General features: G+C 55.4%; 15 protein-coding genes. 8 read left to right on the top strand and 7 right to left on the bottom strand.

The genetic code is table 11. The features are described 5' to 3' along the window. Positions 1-91 precede the first annotated feature (91 nt). Positions 92-1006 carry a muramoyltetrapeptide carboxypeptidase gene (gene ldcA, locus AX755_RS16280; protein ID WP_062857091.1) on the top strand — a complete coding sequence of 305 codons (915 nt, stop codon included), beginning with the start codon at positions 92-94 and terminating at the stop codon, positions 1004-1006. Between the two features lie 97 nt (positions 1007-1103). After that, positions 1104-2837: a potassium/proton antiporter gene (locus AX755_RS16285; protein ID WP_013096157.1), complete on the top strand. Its 1734-nt coding sequence runs from the start codon at positions 1104-1106 to the stop codon at positions 2835-2837. Between the two features lie 47 nt (positions 2838-2884). Here AX755_RS16285 and dadX read toward each other — a convergent pair whose 3' ends face one another. Together dadX and AX755_RS16295 are read right to left on the bottom strand one after the other, a co-directional pair. Then, complete coding sequence (dadX, locus tag AX755_RS16290) at positions 2885-3955, bottom strand: catabolic alanine racemase DadX (protein WP_013096156.1); 1071 nt, start codon at positions 3953-3955, stop codon at positions 2885-2887. Positions 3956-3964: 9 nt separating this feature from the next. Next, on the bottom strand, positions 3965-5263 hold the full coding sequence (locus AX755_RS16295) for a D-amino acid dehydrogenase (protein WP_014832348.1): 1299 nt from the start codon (positions 5261-5263) through the stop codon (positions 3965-3967). A 320-nt stretch (positions 5264-5583) separates the two neighbouring features. On the opposite strand from AX755_RS16295, the gene AX755_RS16305 reads away from it, so the two are divergent. After that, complete coding sequence (locus AX755_RS16305; RefSeq protein ID WP_013096153.1) at positions 5584-7116, top strand: SpoVR family protein; 1533 nt, start codon at positions 5584-5586, stop codon at positions 7114-7116. A gap of 82 nt (positions 7117-7198) precedes the next feature. Here AX755_RS16305 and fadR read toward each other — a convergent pair whose 3' ends face one another. Beyond that, a complete protein-coding gene (fadR, locus tag AX755_RS16310) occupies positions 7199-7918 on the bottom strand; it encodes a fatty acid metabolism transcriptional regulator FadR (protein WP_013096152.1) in 720 nt (239 codons plus the stop codon). Between the two features lie 201 nt (positions 7919-8119). On the opposite strand from fadR, the gene nhaB reads away from it, so the two are divergent. Then, positions 8120-9658: a Na(+)/H(+) antiporter NhaB gene (gene nhaB / locus AX755_RS16315; protein ID WP_062857092.1), complete on the top strand. Its 1539-nt coding sequence runs from the start codon at positions 8120-8122 to the stop codon at positions 9656-9658. Positions 9659-9704: 46 nt separating this feature from the next. Further along, entirely contained in the window at positions 9705-10235 is a 531-nt protein-coding gene (gene dsbB / locus AX755_RS16320; RefSeq protein ID WP_028028084.1) for a disulfide bond formation protein DsbB, read from the top strand. Between the two features lie 121 nt (positions 10236-10356). Here dsbB and AX755_RS16325 read toward each other — a convergent pair whose 3' ends face one another. From AX755_RS16325 to AX755_RS16335, 3 genes are all read right to left on the bottom strand, one after another. Beyond that, positions 10357-10797, bottom strand: a complete 441-nt coding sequence (locus tag AX755_RS16325) for a YcgN family cysteine cluster protein (RefSeq protein WP_014832353.1) — start codon at positions 10795-10797, stop codon at positions 10357-10359. A gap of 92 nt (positions 10798-10889) precedes the next feature. Continuing rightward, positions 10890-11549: a fumarylacetoacetate hydrolase family protein gene (locus AX755_RS16330; RefSeq protein WP_029882294.1), complete on the bottom strand. Its 660-nt coding sequence runs from the start codon at positions 11547-11549 to the stop codon at positions 10890-10892. A gap of 47 nt (positions 11550-11596) precedes the next feature. Further along, positions 11597-11872: a YcgL domain-containing protein gene (locus AX755_RS16335; protein WP_013096146.1), complete on the bottom strand. Its 276-nt coding sequence runs from the start codon at positions 11870-11872 to the stop codon at positions 11597-11599. 123 nt (positions 11873-11995) lie between these two features. On the opposite strand from AX755_RS16335, the gene minC reads away from it, so the two are divergent. From minC to minE, 3 genes are read left to right on the top strand one after another with little or no spacing between them, the layout of a single operon-like run. Next, positions 11996-12703: a septum site-determining protein MinC gene (minC, locus tag AX755_RS16340; RefSeq protein WP_020690845.1), complete on the top strand. Its 708-nt coding sequence runs from the start codon at positions 11996-11998 to the stop codon at positions 12701-12703. A gap of 23 nt (positions 12704-12726) precedes the next feature. Next, on the top strand, positions 12727-13539 hold the full coding sequence (gene minD, locus AX755_RS16345) for a septum site-determining protein MinD (RefSeq protein WP_013096144.1): 813 nt from the start codon (positions 12727-12729) through the stop codon (positions 13537-13539). Positions 13540-13542: 3 nt separating this feature from the next. Next, the gene (gene minE, locus AX755_RS16350; RefSeq protein WP_008500504.1) at positions 13543-13812 is read left to right on the top strand and encodes a cell division topological specificity factor MinE; all 270 of its coding nucleotides are present in this window, start codon (positions 13543-13545) and stop codon (positions 13810-13812) included. Between the two features lie 73 nt (positions 13813-13885). On the opposite strand, the gene rnd is transcribed toward minE, so the two are convergent. Beyond that, a complete protein-coding gene (gene rnd, locus AX755_RS16355; protein WP_029882295.1) occupies positions 13886-15013 on the bottom strand; it encodes a ribonuclease D in 1128 nt (375 codons plus the stop codon). Positions 15014-15048 lie beyond the last annotated feature (35 nt).

Raw genomic sequence — 15048 nt, forward strand, 5'->3', positions numbered from 1 at the left:
CTATCCTTATAGCCGGTCATCGCCCTTGAAGCAGGCAACGTATAAGCGGCATGATATAGACAATTAGATTCTCATTCAGCAAGGAATTGCCATGTCTCAGTTTCATCTTATCGCGCCGTCCGGGTACTGCATCAACCAGGAGGCGGCACAGCGGGGCGTTGAGCGCTTACTGGAACTCGGTTACCCGGTAGAAAATCAGACAATTATCCCCCGCCGCCAGCAGCGTTTTGCCGGTACGGAAGCGCAAAGGCTGAATGATATCAACAGCCTGGTGAACCTGCAGGGTGAGAACAATATCGTGCTGGCGGTGCGCGGCGGCTATGGTGCGAGCCGGTTGCTGGAGAGTATTGACTGGCAAGGGCTGGCAAAGCGTCAGCAGCAGGATCCGCTGCTTATCTGCGGCCACAGCGACTTTACCGTAATCCAGCTCGGGCTACTCGCGCTGCATAACGTGGTGACCTTCAGCGGCCCGATGCTGGCCGGTAATTTCGGGGCACCCGAGCTTGACCCATTTACGGTGGAACACTTCTGGCGCGCCCTGAAAAACCCGACCTACAGCGTTGTGTGGCAGGGCAACGGGCCGCACTGGTCGTGTGAAGGACAACTCTGGGGCGGAAATCTGGCAATGCTGGTGTCGCTCATTGGAACGCCATGGCTGCCGCAAATTGACGGCGGCATTCTGGTGCTGGAAGATATCAATGAACATCCGTTCCGCGTCGAGCGCATGTTATTGCAGCTGTATTACGCCGGTATTCTGGAACGTCAATCCGCGGTTATTCTTGGCAGTTTTACCGGTGCCGCACCGAATGACTATGACGCAGGATACTCGCTGGAAACGATGGTCGATTTCATCCGCTCACGCCTTGATATTCCTGTTATTACCGGGCTGGACTTCGGCCACGAGCAGCAAACCGTCACCCTGGCGTTAGGCGCGCAGGCCATCCTGAAGCATGATGAAACGGGCAGTCGGTTAACGATTGGGGGTCATCCGGTCTTAAAGGCATAAAAAAGCCGTTAATCCCCCTCAATAAACCGCTGTTTCCGTCGTTAATATGTTAGGGTTTTAGTAACAGCATTAACATTGAGGTGGGAGTAAGACAACATTGGATGCCACAGCGATAATCAGTCTTTTCATTCTGGGTTCTGTGCTCGTAACCTGTAGTATTTTATTAAGTTCATTTTCATCGCGTCTCGGCATACCTATTCTTGTTATTTTCCTTGCCATCGGCATGCTGGCGGGTGTCGATGGTATCGGCGGTATTCCTTTCGATAACTACCCTTTCGCTTACATGATCAGTAACCTTGCGCTGGCGGTGATCCTGCTCGACGGCGGGATGCGCACCCAGGCGAGCTCATTTCGCGTGGCGCTGGGGCCTGCCCTGTCGCTGGCGACGGTCGGGGTGTTAATTACCTCCGGTCTGACCGGCATGATGGCGGCGTGGCTGTTCCATCTCGATCTGATGGAAGGTTTACTGATTGGCGCGATTGTCGGCTCAACCGACGCGGCGGCGGTGTTTTCCCTGCTGGGGGGCAAAGGGTTGAACGAACGCGTCGGGTCCACGCTTGAGATTGAATCCGGCAGTAACGATCCGATGGCGGTATTTCTCACCATCACGCTGATAGAGATGATCCAGCAGCATGAAACAGGCTTAAGCTGGATGTTTGTCCTGCATATCCTGCAGCAGTTCGGCCTGGGGATTGCGCTCGGCCTGGCCGGGGGTTACCTGCTTCAGCAGACGATCAACCGGATATCGCTGCCTTCGGGGCTCTACCCGCTGCTTGCCCTGAGCGGCGGCATTCTGATTTTTGCCGTCACCACTGCGCTGAACGGCAGTGGGATCCTCGCGGTTTATCTCTGCGGTTTCCTGCTGGGCAATCGCCCTATTCGTAACCGTCACGCCATTTTGCAGAACTTCGACGGACTGGCCTGGCTGGCGCAAATCGGGATGTTCCTGGTGCTGGGTCTGCTGGTGACGCCGTCAGACCTGCTGCCGATTGCCGTTCCGGCACTGATTTTATCGGCATGGATGATCTTCTTCGCCCGTCCCCTGTCGGTGTTTGCCGGTCTGCTGCCGTTTCGCGGCTTCAACCTGCGCGAACGCGTCTTTATCAGCTGGGTGGGGCTGCGCGGCGCGGTGCCGATTATCCTGGCCGTCTTCCCGATGATGGCCGGGCTGGACAACGCACGGCTGTTCTTTAATGTCGCCTTCTTCGTGGTGCTGATCTCGCTGCTGTTCCAGGGAACCTCGCTCGGGTGGGCGGCGAAAAAAGCCAAAGTGGTGGTTCCTCCCGTGGGCTGGCCGGTGTCTCGCGTGGGGCTGGATATTCACCCGGAAAACCCGTGGGAACAGTTTGTTTACCAGCTCAGCGCCGATAAATGGTGCGTGGGGGCATCGCTGCGCGATTTGCACATGCCTGCGGAAACGCGAATTGCCGCCCTGTTCCGCGATAATGTCCTGCTGCACCCTACCGGCAGCACCCGGCTACGCGAAGGCGATATTCTGTGTGTGATTGGCCGCGAGCGGGACCTGCCCGCCCTGGGTAAACTGTTCAGCCAGTCGCCTCCGGTGGCGCTGGATCAGCGTTTCTTCGGCGATTTTATTCTGGAAGCCAGCGCCAGGTTTGCGGACGTGGCCCTGATTTATGGGCTGGATGAAGGTGCTGAAGGCGACGATAACCAGCAAACGCTGGGCGAAATCATCCAGCAGCGCCTTGGTGCGGCCCCGGTTGTGGGTGACCAGGTGGAGTTTGCCGGGATGATCTGGACCGTAGCAGAGAAAGAAGATAACGCAGTGCGGAAAGTCGGTTTGCGGCCGATGGAAGAGGACGTGGAGTAGTGGTTTTTTGCCGGGTGGCGCTAACGCTTACCCGGCACACAGACACGTTACACCGTCACAACCGGCACTCTTGGGGCTAGCGCGCACATCAGTTCATACCCTACCGTCCCCGCCGCGGCAGCCACGTCATCAATTTTGACTTCGTTACCCCACAGCTCGACCGGGGAACCAATGCCCGCCTGCGGACATGGCGTGAGATCAACGGCCAGCATATCCATGGAGACGGTGCCCACCGTTCCCGTACGCACCCCGTCTACCCAGACTGGCGTGCCGCTCGGCGCGATACGCGGGTAGCCGTCAGCATAACCACCCGCCACAATACCAATCCGTTGCTCGCCCGTCGCCCGGTAACGGCTGCCGTAGCCCACCGTGTCGCCGGCCTTCAGCGTCTGCACACCGATGATTTCGCTGCGCAGGGTCATCACCGGCTTAAGGCCACTGTTGGCGATATCCTGCCACTGGCCTGAGGGAGAGGCGCCATAAAGGACAATGCCAGGACGCACCCAGTTATAATGCGCCTCAGGATGCCACAGCGTGGCCGCTGAGTTGGAGAGCGAACGTGGGCAATCCAGTCCTTCTGCCGCCTGCTCAATGCGTACCATCGCATCGGCAATGCCGTCCGGTTTTTCCGCATCGGCAAAATGCGCCATCAGCGTCATTTCGCCCACGTTCTTCAGGGCGCGCAACTGTTGCCATACCGTATGGACCCGCTCAGGCTGGAAGCCCAGGCGGTTCATACCGCTGTTCACCTTGAGATAAATATCCAGCGGCGCATGCAGTTTTGCATCCTGAATCGCTTTAATTTGCCAGTTGCTGTGAACGCTGGTGGTCAGCCGGTACTTATCCAGCAGCGGCAGATCGTCGGCGTGGAAGAACCCCTCAAGCAACAGAATGGGCCCTTTCCAGCCGCGCTCGCGCAGCAGAATGGCCTCTTCCAGATTCAGTAACGCAAAACCGTCGGTGGCGCTGAGCGCACTCCAGATACGATCGATACCGTGGCCGTAGGCATTGGCTTTCACCACCGACCAGACGCGTGAACCTGGCGCCGCCCGGCGAACAATTTGCAGGTTATCCTTCAGGGCCTGCAAATCGAGCTGAGCCAGAACAGGACGGGACATGACAACTCCTTAGTTATGCGCGCCGTGCAGGTGCTGTGGACGCGAAGGGGTAAACCCCGATTGATAGCGTGCGGCACTTAAATCGTCAAACGGAATTGCCGGCGTGCGCCCGGATATCAAATCGCTAAGCAGCTGGCCTGAGCCGCAGGCCATTGTCCAGCCAAGCGTACCGTGGCCGGTATTGGTCCACAGGTTTTTGAACGGCGTACGGCCAACAATTGGCGTGCCGTCTGGCGTCATTGGACGCAGCCCGGTCCAGAAGGTTGCCTGCTCGACAAAACCGCCACGCGGGAACAGGTCGCCAACCACCATCTCCAGAGTTTCACGGCGCGGCTTCAGCAGCTCGGTGTTAAAGCCGACAATCTCCGCCATCCCGCCAACGCGGATGCGGTTATCAAAGCGGGTAATGGCGATTTTGTAGGTTTCATCCAGAATGGTGGAAACTGGCGCCCCGCTGTCCTCTTTTACCGGAATGGTCAGGGAGTAGCCCTTCAGCGGGTAAACCGGAATGTCGAGAATGCCCTTCAGCATCGCGGTGGAATAGGAGCCAAACGCCATGACGTAGGCATCCGCTTTAATGACTTCATCGCCACACTTCACGCCGTAGATACTGCCGCCTTCAGACAGCAGTTTGTCGACCGCGGTATTAAAGCGGAATTTCACCCCCGCCTGCTCGCACATCTGCGCGAGACGCTGCGTAAACAGCTGGCAGTCACCGGTTTCATCATTCGGCAAACGCAGGCCGCCCGTCAGCTTGTGCGACACTTCTGCCAGCGCCGGTTCAACCTGCCCAAGCTGGCTGGCTTCGAGCAGTTGATACGGTACGCCCGCATCTTCCAGCACGGCAATATCACGGGTGGCGTTTTCATACTGTTGCGCCGTGCGGAACAGTTGCAGCGTGCCGCCCTGGCGACCTTCGTACTCAATACCGGTGGAGGCGCGCAGTGCTTTCAGGCAGTCACGGCTGTATTCCGCCAGACGCACCATCCGACCTTTGTTTTCCATATAGTGCCGGGTGTCGCAGTTGCGCAGCATCTGCCACATCCACTTCAGCTGGAACTGGGTGCCGTCGAGGCTGATGGCCAGCGGCGCATGGCGCTGGAACATCCACTTAATTGCCTTCAGCGGAACGCCGGGTGCCGCCCACGGCGCGGCATAGCCCGGAGAGATCTGTCCGGCGTTCGCCGCACTGGTTTCCAGCGCAGGCCCTGACTCACGATCGATAACGGTCACGTCATGTCCCGCCTGACTTAAATACCAGGCGCTGGTTACGCCAACGACACCACTTCCCAGTATGACAACACGCATAGCCACTCCATATGTGCAAAAGAACAATCTTCTAATTACAGATTGATAACCTAGTTGAAAATATTATTCAACATACGACTTTTTTATGGTGACTTACCTCACACATCCCCCAGCATCAGGGGATGAGGCGAATTTGGGATCTCCTGCTGCGCGTTATTTTTAACCAGTATAAAATTCTGTGAAGACCGCTTTTTTTGCCGCATCAAAAACGGGAAATCGCAAAGAAAAAATTTCTGCTCCAGCACGCTTTTTAACACGGTGATCTATGCTTATCAGGAGGCTCTCCAGACAGAGAGAGCTCCCACAACGAGGGCGCGCTAATGGCTACTATTGATTCCCTGAATAAGGACAGCACACGTCTGAGCGATGGACCCGACTGGACCTTCGAGTTGCTGGATGTCTATCTCGCCGAAATCGACCGGGTGGCAAAACTGTATCGTCTGGATACCTATCCCCATCAGATTGAAGTCATTACGTCCGAGCAGATGATGGACGCCTACTCCAGCGTCGGGATGCCGATCAATTATCCGCACTGGTCGTTTGGTAAAAAATTCATTGAAACGGAGCGCTTATATAAGCACGGCCAGCAGGGGCTGGCGTATGAGATCGTGATCAACTCCAATCCGTGTATCGCCTACCTGATGGAAGAGAACACCATTACCATGCAGGCGCTGGTGATGGCGCATGCCTGCTACGGGCATAACTCGTTCTTCAAGAATAACTACCTGTTCCGCAGCTGGACGGATGCCAGCTCGATTGTCGATTACCTGATCTTCGCGCGTAAGTACATTACCGACTGCGAAGAGCGCTACGGCGTGGACGAAGTGGAGAAACTGCTCGACTCCTGTCACGCGCTGATGAACTACGGCGTTGATCGCTACAAACGTCCACAGAAAATCTCCCTTCAGGAGGAGAAAGCGCGGCAGAAAAGCCGCGAAGAGTATCTGCAAAGCCAGGTGAATATGCTGTGGCGCACCCTGCCGAAACGTGAAGAAGAGAAAGCGGTTGCCGAAGCGCGTCGCTACCCGTCTGAGCCGCAGGAAAACCTGCTCTATTTTATGGAGAAAAACGCGCCGCTGCTGGAGCCGTGGCAGCGTGAGATCCTGCGCATCGTGCGTAAGGTCAGCCAGTATTTCTATCCGCAGAAACAGACCCAGGTGATGAACGAAGGCTGGGCCACCTTCTGGCATTACACCATCCTTAACCATCTGTACGATGAAGGGAAAGTCACCGAGCGGTTCATGATGGAGTTCCTGCACAGCCATACAAACGTGGTGTTCCAGCCGCCTTACAACAGCCCGTGGTATAGCGGCATTAACCCGTACGCGCTCGGCTTTGCGATGTTCCAGGACATTAAACGCATCTGCCAGTCGCCAACGGAAGAAGATAAATACTGGTTCCCGGATATCGCCGGCTCTGACTGGCTGGAAACGCTGCATTTCGCGATGCGTGACTTTAAGGATGAGAGCTTCATCAGCCAGTTTATGTCGCCGAAGATCATGCGTGATTTCCGCTTCTTCACCGTGCTGGATGACGACCGCAATAACTACCTGGAGATTTCGGCGATCCATAACGAGGAAGGTTACCGAGAGATCCGCTCTCGCCTCTCCTCCCAGTACAACCTGAGCAACCTTGAACCCAACATTCAGGTATGGAACGTGGATTTACGCGGCGATCGCTCCCTGACGCTGCGCTATATTCCGCACAACCGGGCGCCGCTGGATAAAGGACGCAAAGAGGTGCTGAAGCATGTGCATCGCCTGTGGGGCTTTGATGTGCTGCTGGAGCAGCAGAATGAAGATGGCAGCGTGGAGCTGCTGGAACGTTGCCCGGCGCGGTTGAATACGTTGTAATGGTTTTTGCCGGGTTTTGTAGGCCCGGTAAGCGAAGCGCCACCGGGCGAAAAAAAACCTCTCACTTGAGAGGTTTTTTATTTCAGCGGCCCTGAATGGCTAAATCACCCGGCAGTGTTTTCTGCATCCGGTGCCAGATTTCACCGGAATCGTGGCCGTAGCGGCGCACCGTTTCATACACCTGATCGTGCAGGCCTTCAGTACAGAGCTTGCTGAGCTTATGGTAGAAGCCCAGCGCCAGGCTGCGCGCCTCAGGGTTGGCAAAGTAGTGGCGACCGATACGGGTATACAGCCCTTTCATGCCGTTCAGGATCAGACCGTACACCGGGTTACCGGAGGCAAACGCCAGTCCGCGGAAAACGTTGTAATCGAGCGTGGCAAAGGCATCCGCGTGATCTTCCACTTCGTTCGCGCTGGCAAGCACCTGCAGCGCGTCTTCCGGATGCTGACGAAAAGCGGTACGAATAAAGATTGTCGCAATGTTGGTACGCACCGAGAGCAGATTATCAATCAGCTGTGGCACGCTTTCGTGATCGAGGCGCGCCAGCGTTTCAAGAATGTTCAGCCCGGAAGTTTCCCAGAAGTTGTTTACTTTCGTTGGCTTACCGTGCTGGATCGTCAACCAGCCATCGCGTGCCAGTCGCTGGAGCACTTCACGCAGCGTGGTGCGAGTGACGCCAATCAGTTCAGAGAGTTCGCGTTCAGCCGGAAGAATGGATCCCGCAGGGAAGCGATTATTCCAGATGCTTTCAATGATGTACTCTTCCGCGAAACCCGCCGGGCTCTGCGCCTTAATGACCATAGTGAGATTTCCATTACACAGCTTTTGCAAATTGCACTCATCATACCAGAGGCATGCAGTGGCAGGTAGCGCGTGAAAGAGAGAAAAGAGGGATCGCTGTTTTATTTTCGTGAAATTTACAATACACGCTTATCCGCCTCTGCCCCGCGTTTTTTGCGTATACTGATGTTTTGTTTTACCTGACGGGGAAGGACGTCTGTTGTGGAAATTTCTTTTGGGCGCGCGCTGTGGCGCAATTTTTTAGGCCAGTCTCCTGACTGGTACAAACTGATACTTCTGGTTTTCCTGGTTGTTAATCCCATTATTTTTAGTATCGCTCCGTTCGTCGCCGGGTGGCTGCTGGTGGCGGAGTTTATCTTCACCCTGGCCATGGCGCTGAAATGTTATCCCCTGCTGCCGGGTGGTTTGCTGGCTTTTGAAGCCGTGGTTATCGGTATGACGAGCGCAGAGCATGTCAAAGCCGAGCTGGCATCCAACCTGGAAGTGCTTCTGCTGCTGATCTTCATGGTGGCCGGTATCTACTTTATGAAACAGCTGCTGCTGTTTATCTTCACCCGCCTGTTGCTCAGCATTCCGTCTAAAACGATGCTGTCGCTGGCGTTCTGCCTTGCTGCCGCATTCCTTTCGGCCTTCCTGGATGCGCTAACCGTCGTGGCGGTGGTCATCAGCGTTGCCGTCGGGTTTTACGGCATTTATCACCGCGTGGCATCGTCCCGTCCGGGCGAGGATTTGCAGGACGACAGCCACGTCGAGGCGCATAACCGTGAGGTGCTGGAACAGTTCCGCGCGTTTCTGCGCAGCCTGATGATGCACGCGGGCGTCGGTACCGCATTAGGTGGCGTGATGACCATGGTTGGTGAACCGCAAAACCTGATCATCGCCAAAGCGGCTGAGTGGCATTTTGGCGAGTTTTTCCTGCGCATGGCCCCGGTCAGCCTGCCCGTGTTCGTCTGCGGGTTAGCGACCTGTATCCTGGTCGAGAAATTCAACGTTTTCGGCTACGGTGCGCAGTTGCCTGAGCCAGTTCGCAAAGAGCTGCATAAATTTGACGAGCAGAACCGTACGCAGCGCACGCGCCAGGAGACGCTGCGTCTGATTGCGCAGGGGATCATCGGTCTCTGGCTTATCGTCGCGCTGGCTTTCCATCTTGCCGAAGTCGGGCTGATTGGTCTCTCGGTTATTATTCTTGCGACGACCTTTAGCGGGGTAACGGATGAACATGCTATCGGTAAAGCCTTTACCGAAGCCCTGCCGTTTACCGCGCTGCTGGCGGTCTTCTTTGCGGTGGTGGCGGTGATTATCGACCAACACCTGTTCGCCCCGATTATTACTTTTGTACTGCAGGCGGCGCCCGACGCGCAGCTGTCGCTCTTCTATCTGTTCAACGGCCTGCTGTCGTCCATCTCCGATAACGTTTTTGTCGGCACGGTCTACATCAATGAAGCCAAAGCGGCGATGGAAGAAGGCATTATCAACGCCGGGCAGTTCGAGCTGCTGGCGGTTGCCATTAATACCGGCACCAATCTGCCGTCGGTGGCGACGCCAAACGGACAGGCCGCGTTCCTGTTCCTGCTGACCTCGACCCTCGCGCCACTCATACGTCTTTCTTATGGAAAGATGGTCTGGATGGCGCTGCCCTATACGCTGGTGCTCACCATTGTGGGATTGCTTTGCGTCAAAATTACCCTCATTCCCTGTACGCAATGGCTGATACAAGCGGGTATACTTGCGGCGCATTAAAATTCGTTTACACTGCGCTTTCTAAGCATGTTCCAGGGAAATGATTATGTTGAGATTTTTAAACCAGTGCTCCCGCGGTCGCGGAGCATGGTTGTTAATGGCCCTGACCGCCTTTGCGCTGGAAATGGTCGCGCTGTGGTTCCAGCATGTGATGGGACTCAAACCCTGCGTGCTCTGTATCTACGAGCGCTGCGCGCTGTTTGGCGTCATGGGCGCGGGTCTGTTGGGTGCGATTGCACCTAAAACACCGCTCCGTTACGTCGCTATCGCGGTCTGGCTGTACAGCGCCTGGAAAGGGATTGAGCTTTCCTGGCAGCACACCATGATGCAGCTGCACCCGTCGCCGTTCATGACCTGTGATTTCGCTGCCCGCTTCCCGAGCTGGTTGCCGCTGGATAAATGGCTGCCGCAGGTGTTTGTCGCCTCCGGTGACTGCTCTGTACGTCAGTGGGAATTCCTGTCGCTGGAGATGCCGCAGTGGCTGGTGGGCATTTTTGTGGCCTACTTCGTCGTGGCGCTGCTGGTGCTGATTGCTCAGCCGTTTAAGCCGAAGAAGCGCGATCTGTTCGGAAGGTAAAAGCAAAACGGCAACGATAGTTGCCGTTTTTAGTTTTTGCGCCCTCTCCCGTGGGAGAGGATTGGGGTGAGGGCATCAGGCCGCACCCCAATAAAAACCCGCCTCGGCGGGTTTTTATTTATCACCGGGTCGGGTGATTCATAATGTGGTCTTCCCAGTCCCGCACCTCGGACTCTTTCACCGCGATGTGACGCACAGAGATACGCTCGCCGTGCATGGCCGCTTTAGAGCCGGTCAGCAAGGGGTGCCATGTCGGCAGATCCTTCCCCTCCGCCAGCAGGCGATACGCACAGGTATGCGGCAGCCATTCAAACGTCGGCAGGTTCTCACGGGTGAGCTTAATGCAGTCCGGCTCGAACTCGAAGCGGCGCTCGTAGTTGCGGCACTGGCAGGTTTTGATGTTTAACTGCTTACAGGCAACGTTGGTGAAATAGATTTCATCAGTGTCTTCATCCATGAGCTTATGCAGGCAGCACTGCCCGCAGCCGTCACATAACGACTCCCACTCCACGTCTGTCATTTCGTCGAGAGTTTTGCGCTGCCAGAAAGGGATGTCGTTCATCAGGATGTCCACACGTCAAAAGAAAGCGCACCTTATAACGAGTCTGGCACGTTGATGCAAGTTTTGCCGCCCTGAGGGGCGGCAAAATGCGTTTACAGCACGCGGGTTTTCAGTGACAGGCCGTTAAAGCTCACTTCCAGTTCGTCTCCACCGTTAAGAGGGCCGACACCTTCTGGCGTACCGGTCAGGATCACATCCCCCGGCTTAAGGGTAAAGAAGCGGCTCATATAGGCAATCAGCGGCACGATCTTATGGATCATATCTGCCGTGGTGCCCTGCTGGCGGATCTCACCGTTCACTTTCAGGCTGAGGGACGTGTTCTGTGGATCGCCGGTAAATTCGCCGACCGGAACAAAACCCGAGATCGGGCAGGCATTATCAAAGCCTTTGGCTTTTTCCCACGGCTGCCCTGCTTTCTTCAGCTTTCCCTGTACCTCACGCAGCGTCAGATCCAGCGCCACGCCGTAACCGGCGATAGCTTTTTGCACATGCTCTTCGGAGGCCTGGCGTAGCGTCGCGCCAATCAGCACCGCCAGCTCCACTTCATGATGCACTGAACCCAGTCCCTGCGGCAGTGCCAGCGGCTGGCGGATATCGCAAAGCGCGGTTTCCGGCTTAATGAACAGCACCGGCTCTTCTGGCGTCGCGCTGCCCATCTCCTGAATGTGTTTGGCATAATTGCTGCCCACGCAAACCACTTTGCTGACGGGATAATCCAGTAATGCACCTTGCCAGTTATGATGTTGATACATGGTCGACCCCTAAACGGTTGATGTGTTATGCCCGAAAACAGGTGAGGCTATTTTTTACCGGTCGCCTCAAGATGCTGTTTTAATAAATTCTCGGGAGGTGGCGGAAGCTGTAAATAATAGCCTTGCTCCGTTAAGGCCGTTTTAACTTTTTCCAGATCGGCGTTAACCAGTTTCTTACGACCGTCGAGCGGCAGCAGCATCGCCAGCTGAGGTCGGCCAAAGCTCTTCATTAATTCTTCTGGCACGCGGGAAAAATCGTCTTTCTTTTCGACATAAAGATAGGTCTGGTCGCGGCTTGTACTTCTGTAGATCACACAAAACATGTTTTTACTCTGAATTCATAGGTGGTTGCTTGCCTCAATATACTCCTGACTATAACATGCCTGATACTCTTCGGAATATCGCAGCGAGTGGTTGCGGTTAATAGCAAATTGAGTAAGGCCAGGATGTCAAACACGCCCATCGAGCTTAAAGGCAGTAGCTTCACCTTATCAGTGGTACATTTGCATGATGCAAAACCCGAGGTTATTCGTCAGGCGTTAGAAGACAAAATCGCTCAGGCTCCCGCCTTTCTGAAACACGCCCCTGTTGTTATCAATGTCAGCGGTCTGGAATCCCCGGTTAACTGGAAACAACTCCAGCAGGCCGTCTCCTCTACCGGTCTGCGCATTGTGGGCATCAGCGGCTGTAAAGATACTGAGCTGAAAGCGGAAATCGACCGTGCGGGACTGCCTCTTCTGAACGAAGGCAAAGAAAAAGCCCCACGTGCGGCCCCCGTTGCCGTTGAAACGCCCCCACCTGCGGTACAAAACGTTACCGCCCTCACAAAAACGCGAATGATTGATGTGCCGGTTCGTTCCGGACAGCGCATTTATGCACCAAACTGTGATCTAATTGTTACAAGCCACGTCAGCGCTGGCGCTGAGCTGATTGCAGATGGCAATATTCACGTTTACGGTATGATGCGTGGGCGTGCACTCGCTGGGGCGAGTGGCGATCGGGACGCACAAATATTTTGTACTCACCTGACTGCGGAACTGGTGTCCATCGCAGGTGAATATTGGCTGAGCGACAAGATCCCAGCCGAATTTTATGGCAAAGCGGCTCGTCTGCGACTGGCAGACGACGCGTTGACCGTTCAACCGTTGAATTGATCCCTTTTTAACAAGGAATTTCTATGGCACGCATTATTGTTGTTACTTCGGGTAAAGGAGGCGTTGGCAAGACCACCTCCAGCGCGGCCATCGCTACTGGTTTGGCCCAGAAGGGAAAGAAAACCGTCGTTATCGATTTCGATATCGGTCTGCGTAACCTCGACCTGATTATGGGTTGTGAACGTCGCGTCGTGTATGACTTCGTAAACGTGATTCAGGGCGATGCCACCCTTAACCAGGCGCTGATTAAAGACAAGCGCACCGAGAACCTTTATATCCTCCCGGCCTCTCAGACGCGTGACAAAGACGCCCTGACCCGCGAAGGGGTTGAAAAGGTGCTCGATGAGCTGAAAAAAATGGAGTTCGACTTCATTGTCTGTGACTCCCCTGCCGGTATCGAAACCGGTGCCCTGATGGCGCTCTATTTCGCTGATGAAGCGATCATCACCACGAACCCTGAAGTGTCATCCGTCCGTGACTCTGACCGCATTCTCGGGATCCTCGCATCCAAATCCCGCCGTGCGGAAAATGGCGAAGACCCGATTAAAGAGCACCTGCTGCTGACCCGCTATAACCCGGGCCGCGTAAACAAAGGTGACATGCTGAGCATGGAAGACGTGCTGGAGATCCTGCGCATTAAACTGGTGGGCGTTATCCCGGAAGACCAGTCCGTGCTGCGCGCCTCTAACCAGGGCGAGCCAGTGATCCTTGATACAACAGCAGATGCCGGTAAAGCGTATGCGGATACGGTTGACCGTCTGCTGGGAGAAGAACGTCCTTTCCGCTTCATTGAAGAAGAGAAGAAAGGTTTCCTCAAACGCCTGTTCGGAGGATAAGTTATGGCATTACTGGACTTTTTTCTCTCGCGGAAAAAGAACACCGCCAACATCGCAAAAGAACGACTGCAAATCATCGTTGCGGAGCGTCGTCGTAGCGACGCCGAGCCTCACTACCTGCCGCAGCTACGCAAGGACATCCTGGAAGTGATCTGCAAATATGTGCAGATTGACCCGGAGATGGTCACCGTGCAGCTGGAGCAAAAAGACGGGGATATTTCGATTCTGGAGCTGAACGTTACGCTCCCGGAAGCGGAAGAGTCGCGTCCGTAGTTTTTGATTTCGTAGCCCCGGTAAGCGCAGCGCCACCGGGGGAATATGCCGGGTATATCGCCCGGCATATTGATTATCGTGGATACCCTTCCAGCAACGTATTCAGGCGATCGGCCATCAATTCCCCGCGCCAGCCCGCCATCATTTCCGGTAAGCCATTCTGCGGTTTCAGCTTCCAGTGCCAGTTCAAAAGCTGGTTTATCTGACGACGTGATGCCAGCAATTCCGCACTCAGTTTGCTTTCTGCCGCCACAGCCTGCACCAGCGCTTTAATATCTTTAAACGCTTTGCGATAGCCCGGCATATCCATCAGATTCAGCAGCGGCTCTGGCAGTGCGTCATCCGGTATCTGCTGCGCTTTGGCCACCAGCGCGAGCAGCGTTTTTCCGTGAAAGCGGATTTCGCTGCCTGAAAGCCCAATGCTGTCCAGCTCACCCATGCTGCCTGGCATATAGCGTGCGACCGCCCACAGGTGCTCTTCGCGTACCACAAAGTTAACGGCCAAATCGCGTTCGCGCGCTTTACGCAGGCGCCAGTCGGCTAATAATTGCAGACAGGCCAGCTGACGCGTACGCAGCTGCCACGCGTTGCTGATATCGCGCCAGGCCTCTTTCGGGTCAGCGATTTCCTGACGACGCTGCTGCGTCATGCGGCACTCATCCAGTGCAGCAGGCAGCCAGCCGGAGGCTTCTGCCTCTTTCATCAGTTGTCCGGCAATCGGCAGCAGGTAAAACACATCTGCCGCAGCGTAGTCCAGCTGACGCTCCGTGAGCGGGCGCGCCAGCCAGTCGGTACGGGATTCACTTTTATCCAGGGTCAGGCCGGTGTACTCCTCAACCATGGCGGCAAAGCCCCATGAAAGCGGACGATTGCTGAACGCGGCGAGGATCTGCGTGTCAATCAGCGGCTGCGGCATGATGCCAAACGTATTCAGAAAGACTTCCAGATCTTCACTGCCTGCGTGCAGGTATTTGGTGACCGCAGTATCAAGCAGCAGGTCACGCATCGGCGTCCAGTCGGTAATGCCGAGCGGGTCAATCAGCGACACGTGTTTGCCGTCGTACATCTGAATCAAACCCAACTGCGGATAATACGTCCGGGTACGGACAAACTCGGTATCCAGGGCGATGGCAGGAAAGTCGCGCGTCACTTCGCACAGCGAAGCCAGTTCGTCGTTGGTCGTGATCATCTGGTAATTCAAAACGGTTTCTCTTTTGTTTGCGCCCATAAAAAACG

Source organism: Enterobacter sp. SENG-6, assembly GCF_001605945.1.
GTDB classification, from domain to species: Bacteria; Pseudomonadota; Gammaproteobacteria; order Enterobacterales; family Enterobacteriaceae; genus Enterobacter; species Enterobacter cloacae.

Bases quoted from the DNA above. Each gene is read 5' to 3' on its own strand.
- AX755_RS16325 (WP_014832353.1), bottom strand. From the start codon at position 10,797: ATGAACGACATCCCTTTCTGGCAGCGCAAAACTCTCGACGAAATGACA.
- dsbB (WP_028028084.1), top strand. From the start codon at position 9,705: ATGTTGAGATTTTTAAACCAGTGCTCCCGCGGTCGCGGAGCATGGTTG.
- AX755_RS16335 (WP_013096146.1), bottom strand. From the start codon at position 11,872: ATGTTTTGTGTGATCTACAGAAGTACAAGCCGCGACCAGACCTATCTT.
- minC (WP_020690845.1), top strand. From the start codon at position 11,996: ATGTCAAACACGCCCATCGAGCTTAAAGGCAGTAGCTTCACCTTATCA.
- dadX (WP_013096156.1), bottom strand. From the start codon at position 3,955: ATGTCCCGTCCTGTTCTGGCTCAGCTCGATTTGCAGGCCCTGAAGGAT.
- ldcA (WP_062857091.1), top strand. From the start codon at position 92: ATGTCTCAGTTTCATCTTATCGCGCCGTCCGGGTACTGCATCAACCAG.
- minE (WP_008500504.1), top strand. From the start codon at position 13,543: ATGGCATTACTGGACTTTTTTCTCTCGCGGAAAAAGAACACCGCCAAC.
- AX755_RS16330 (WP_029882294.1), bottom strand. From the start codon at position 11,549: ATGTATCAACATCATAACTGGCAAGGTGCATTACTGGATTATCCCGTC.
- AX755_RS16305 (WP_013096153.1), top strand. From the start codon at position 5,584: ATGGCTACTATTGATTCCCTGAATAAGGACAGCACACGTCTGAGCGAT.
- fadR (WP_013096152.1), bottom strand. From the start codon at position 7,918: ATGGTCATTAAGGCGCAGAGCCCGGCGGGTTTCGCGGAAGAGTACATC.
- AX755_RS16295 (WP_014832348.1), bottom strand. From the start codon at position 5,263: ATGCGTGTTGTCATACTGGGAAGTGGTGTCGTTGGCGTAACCAGCGCC.
- minD (WP_013096144.1), top strand. From the start codon at position 12,727: ATGGCACGCATTATTGTTGTTACTTCGGGTAAAGGAGGCGTTGGCAAG.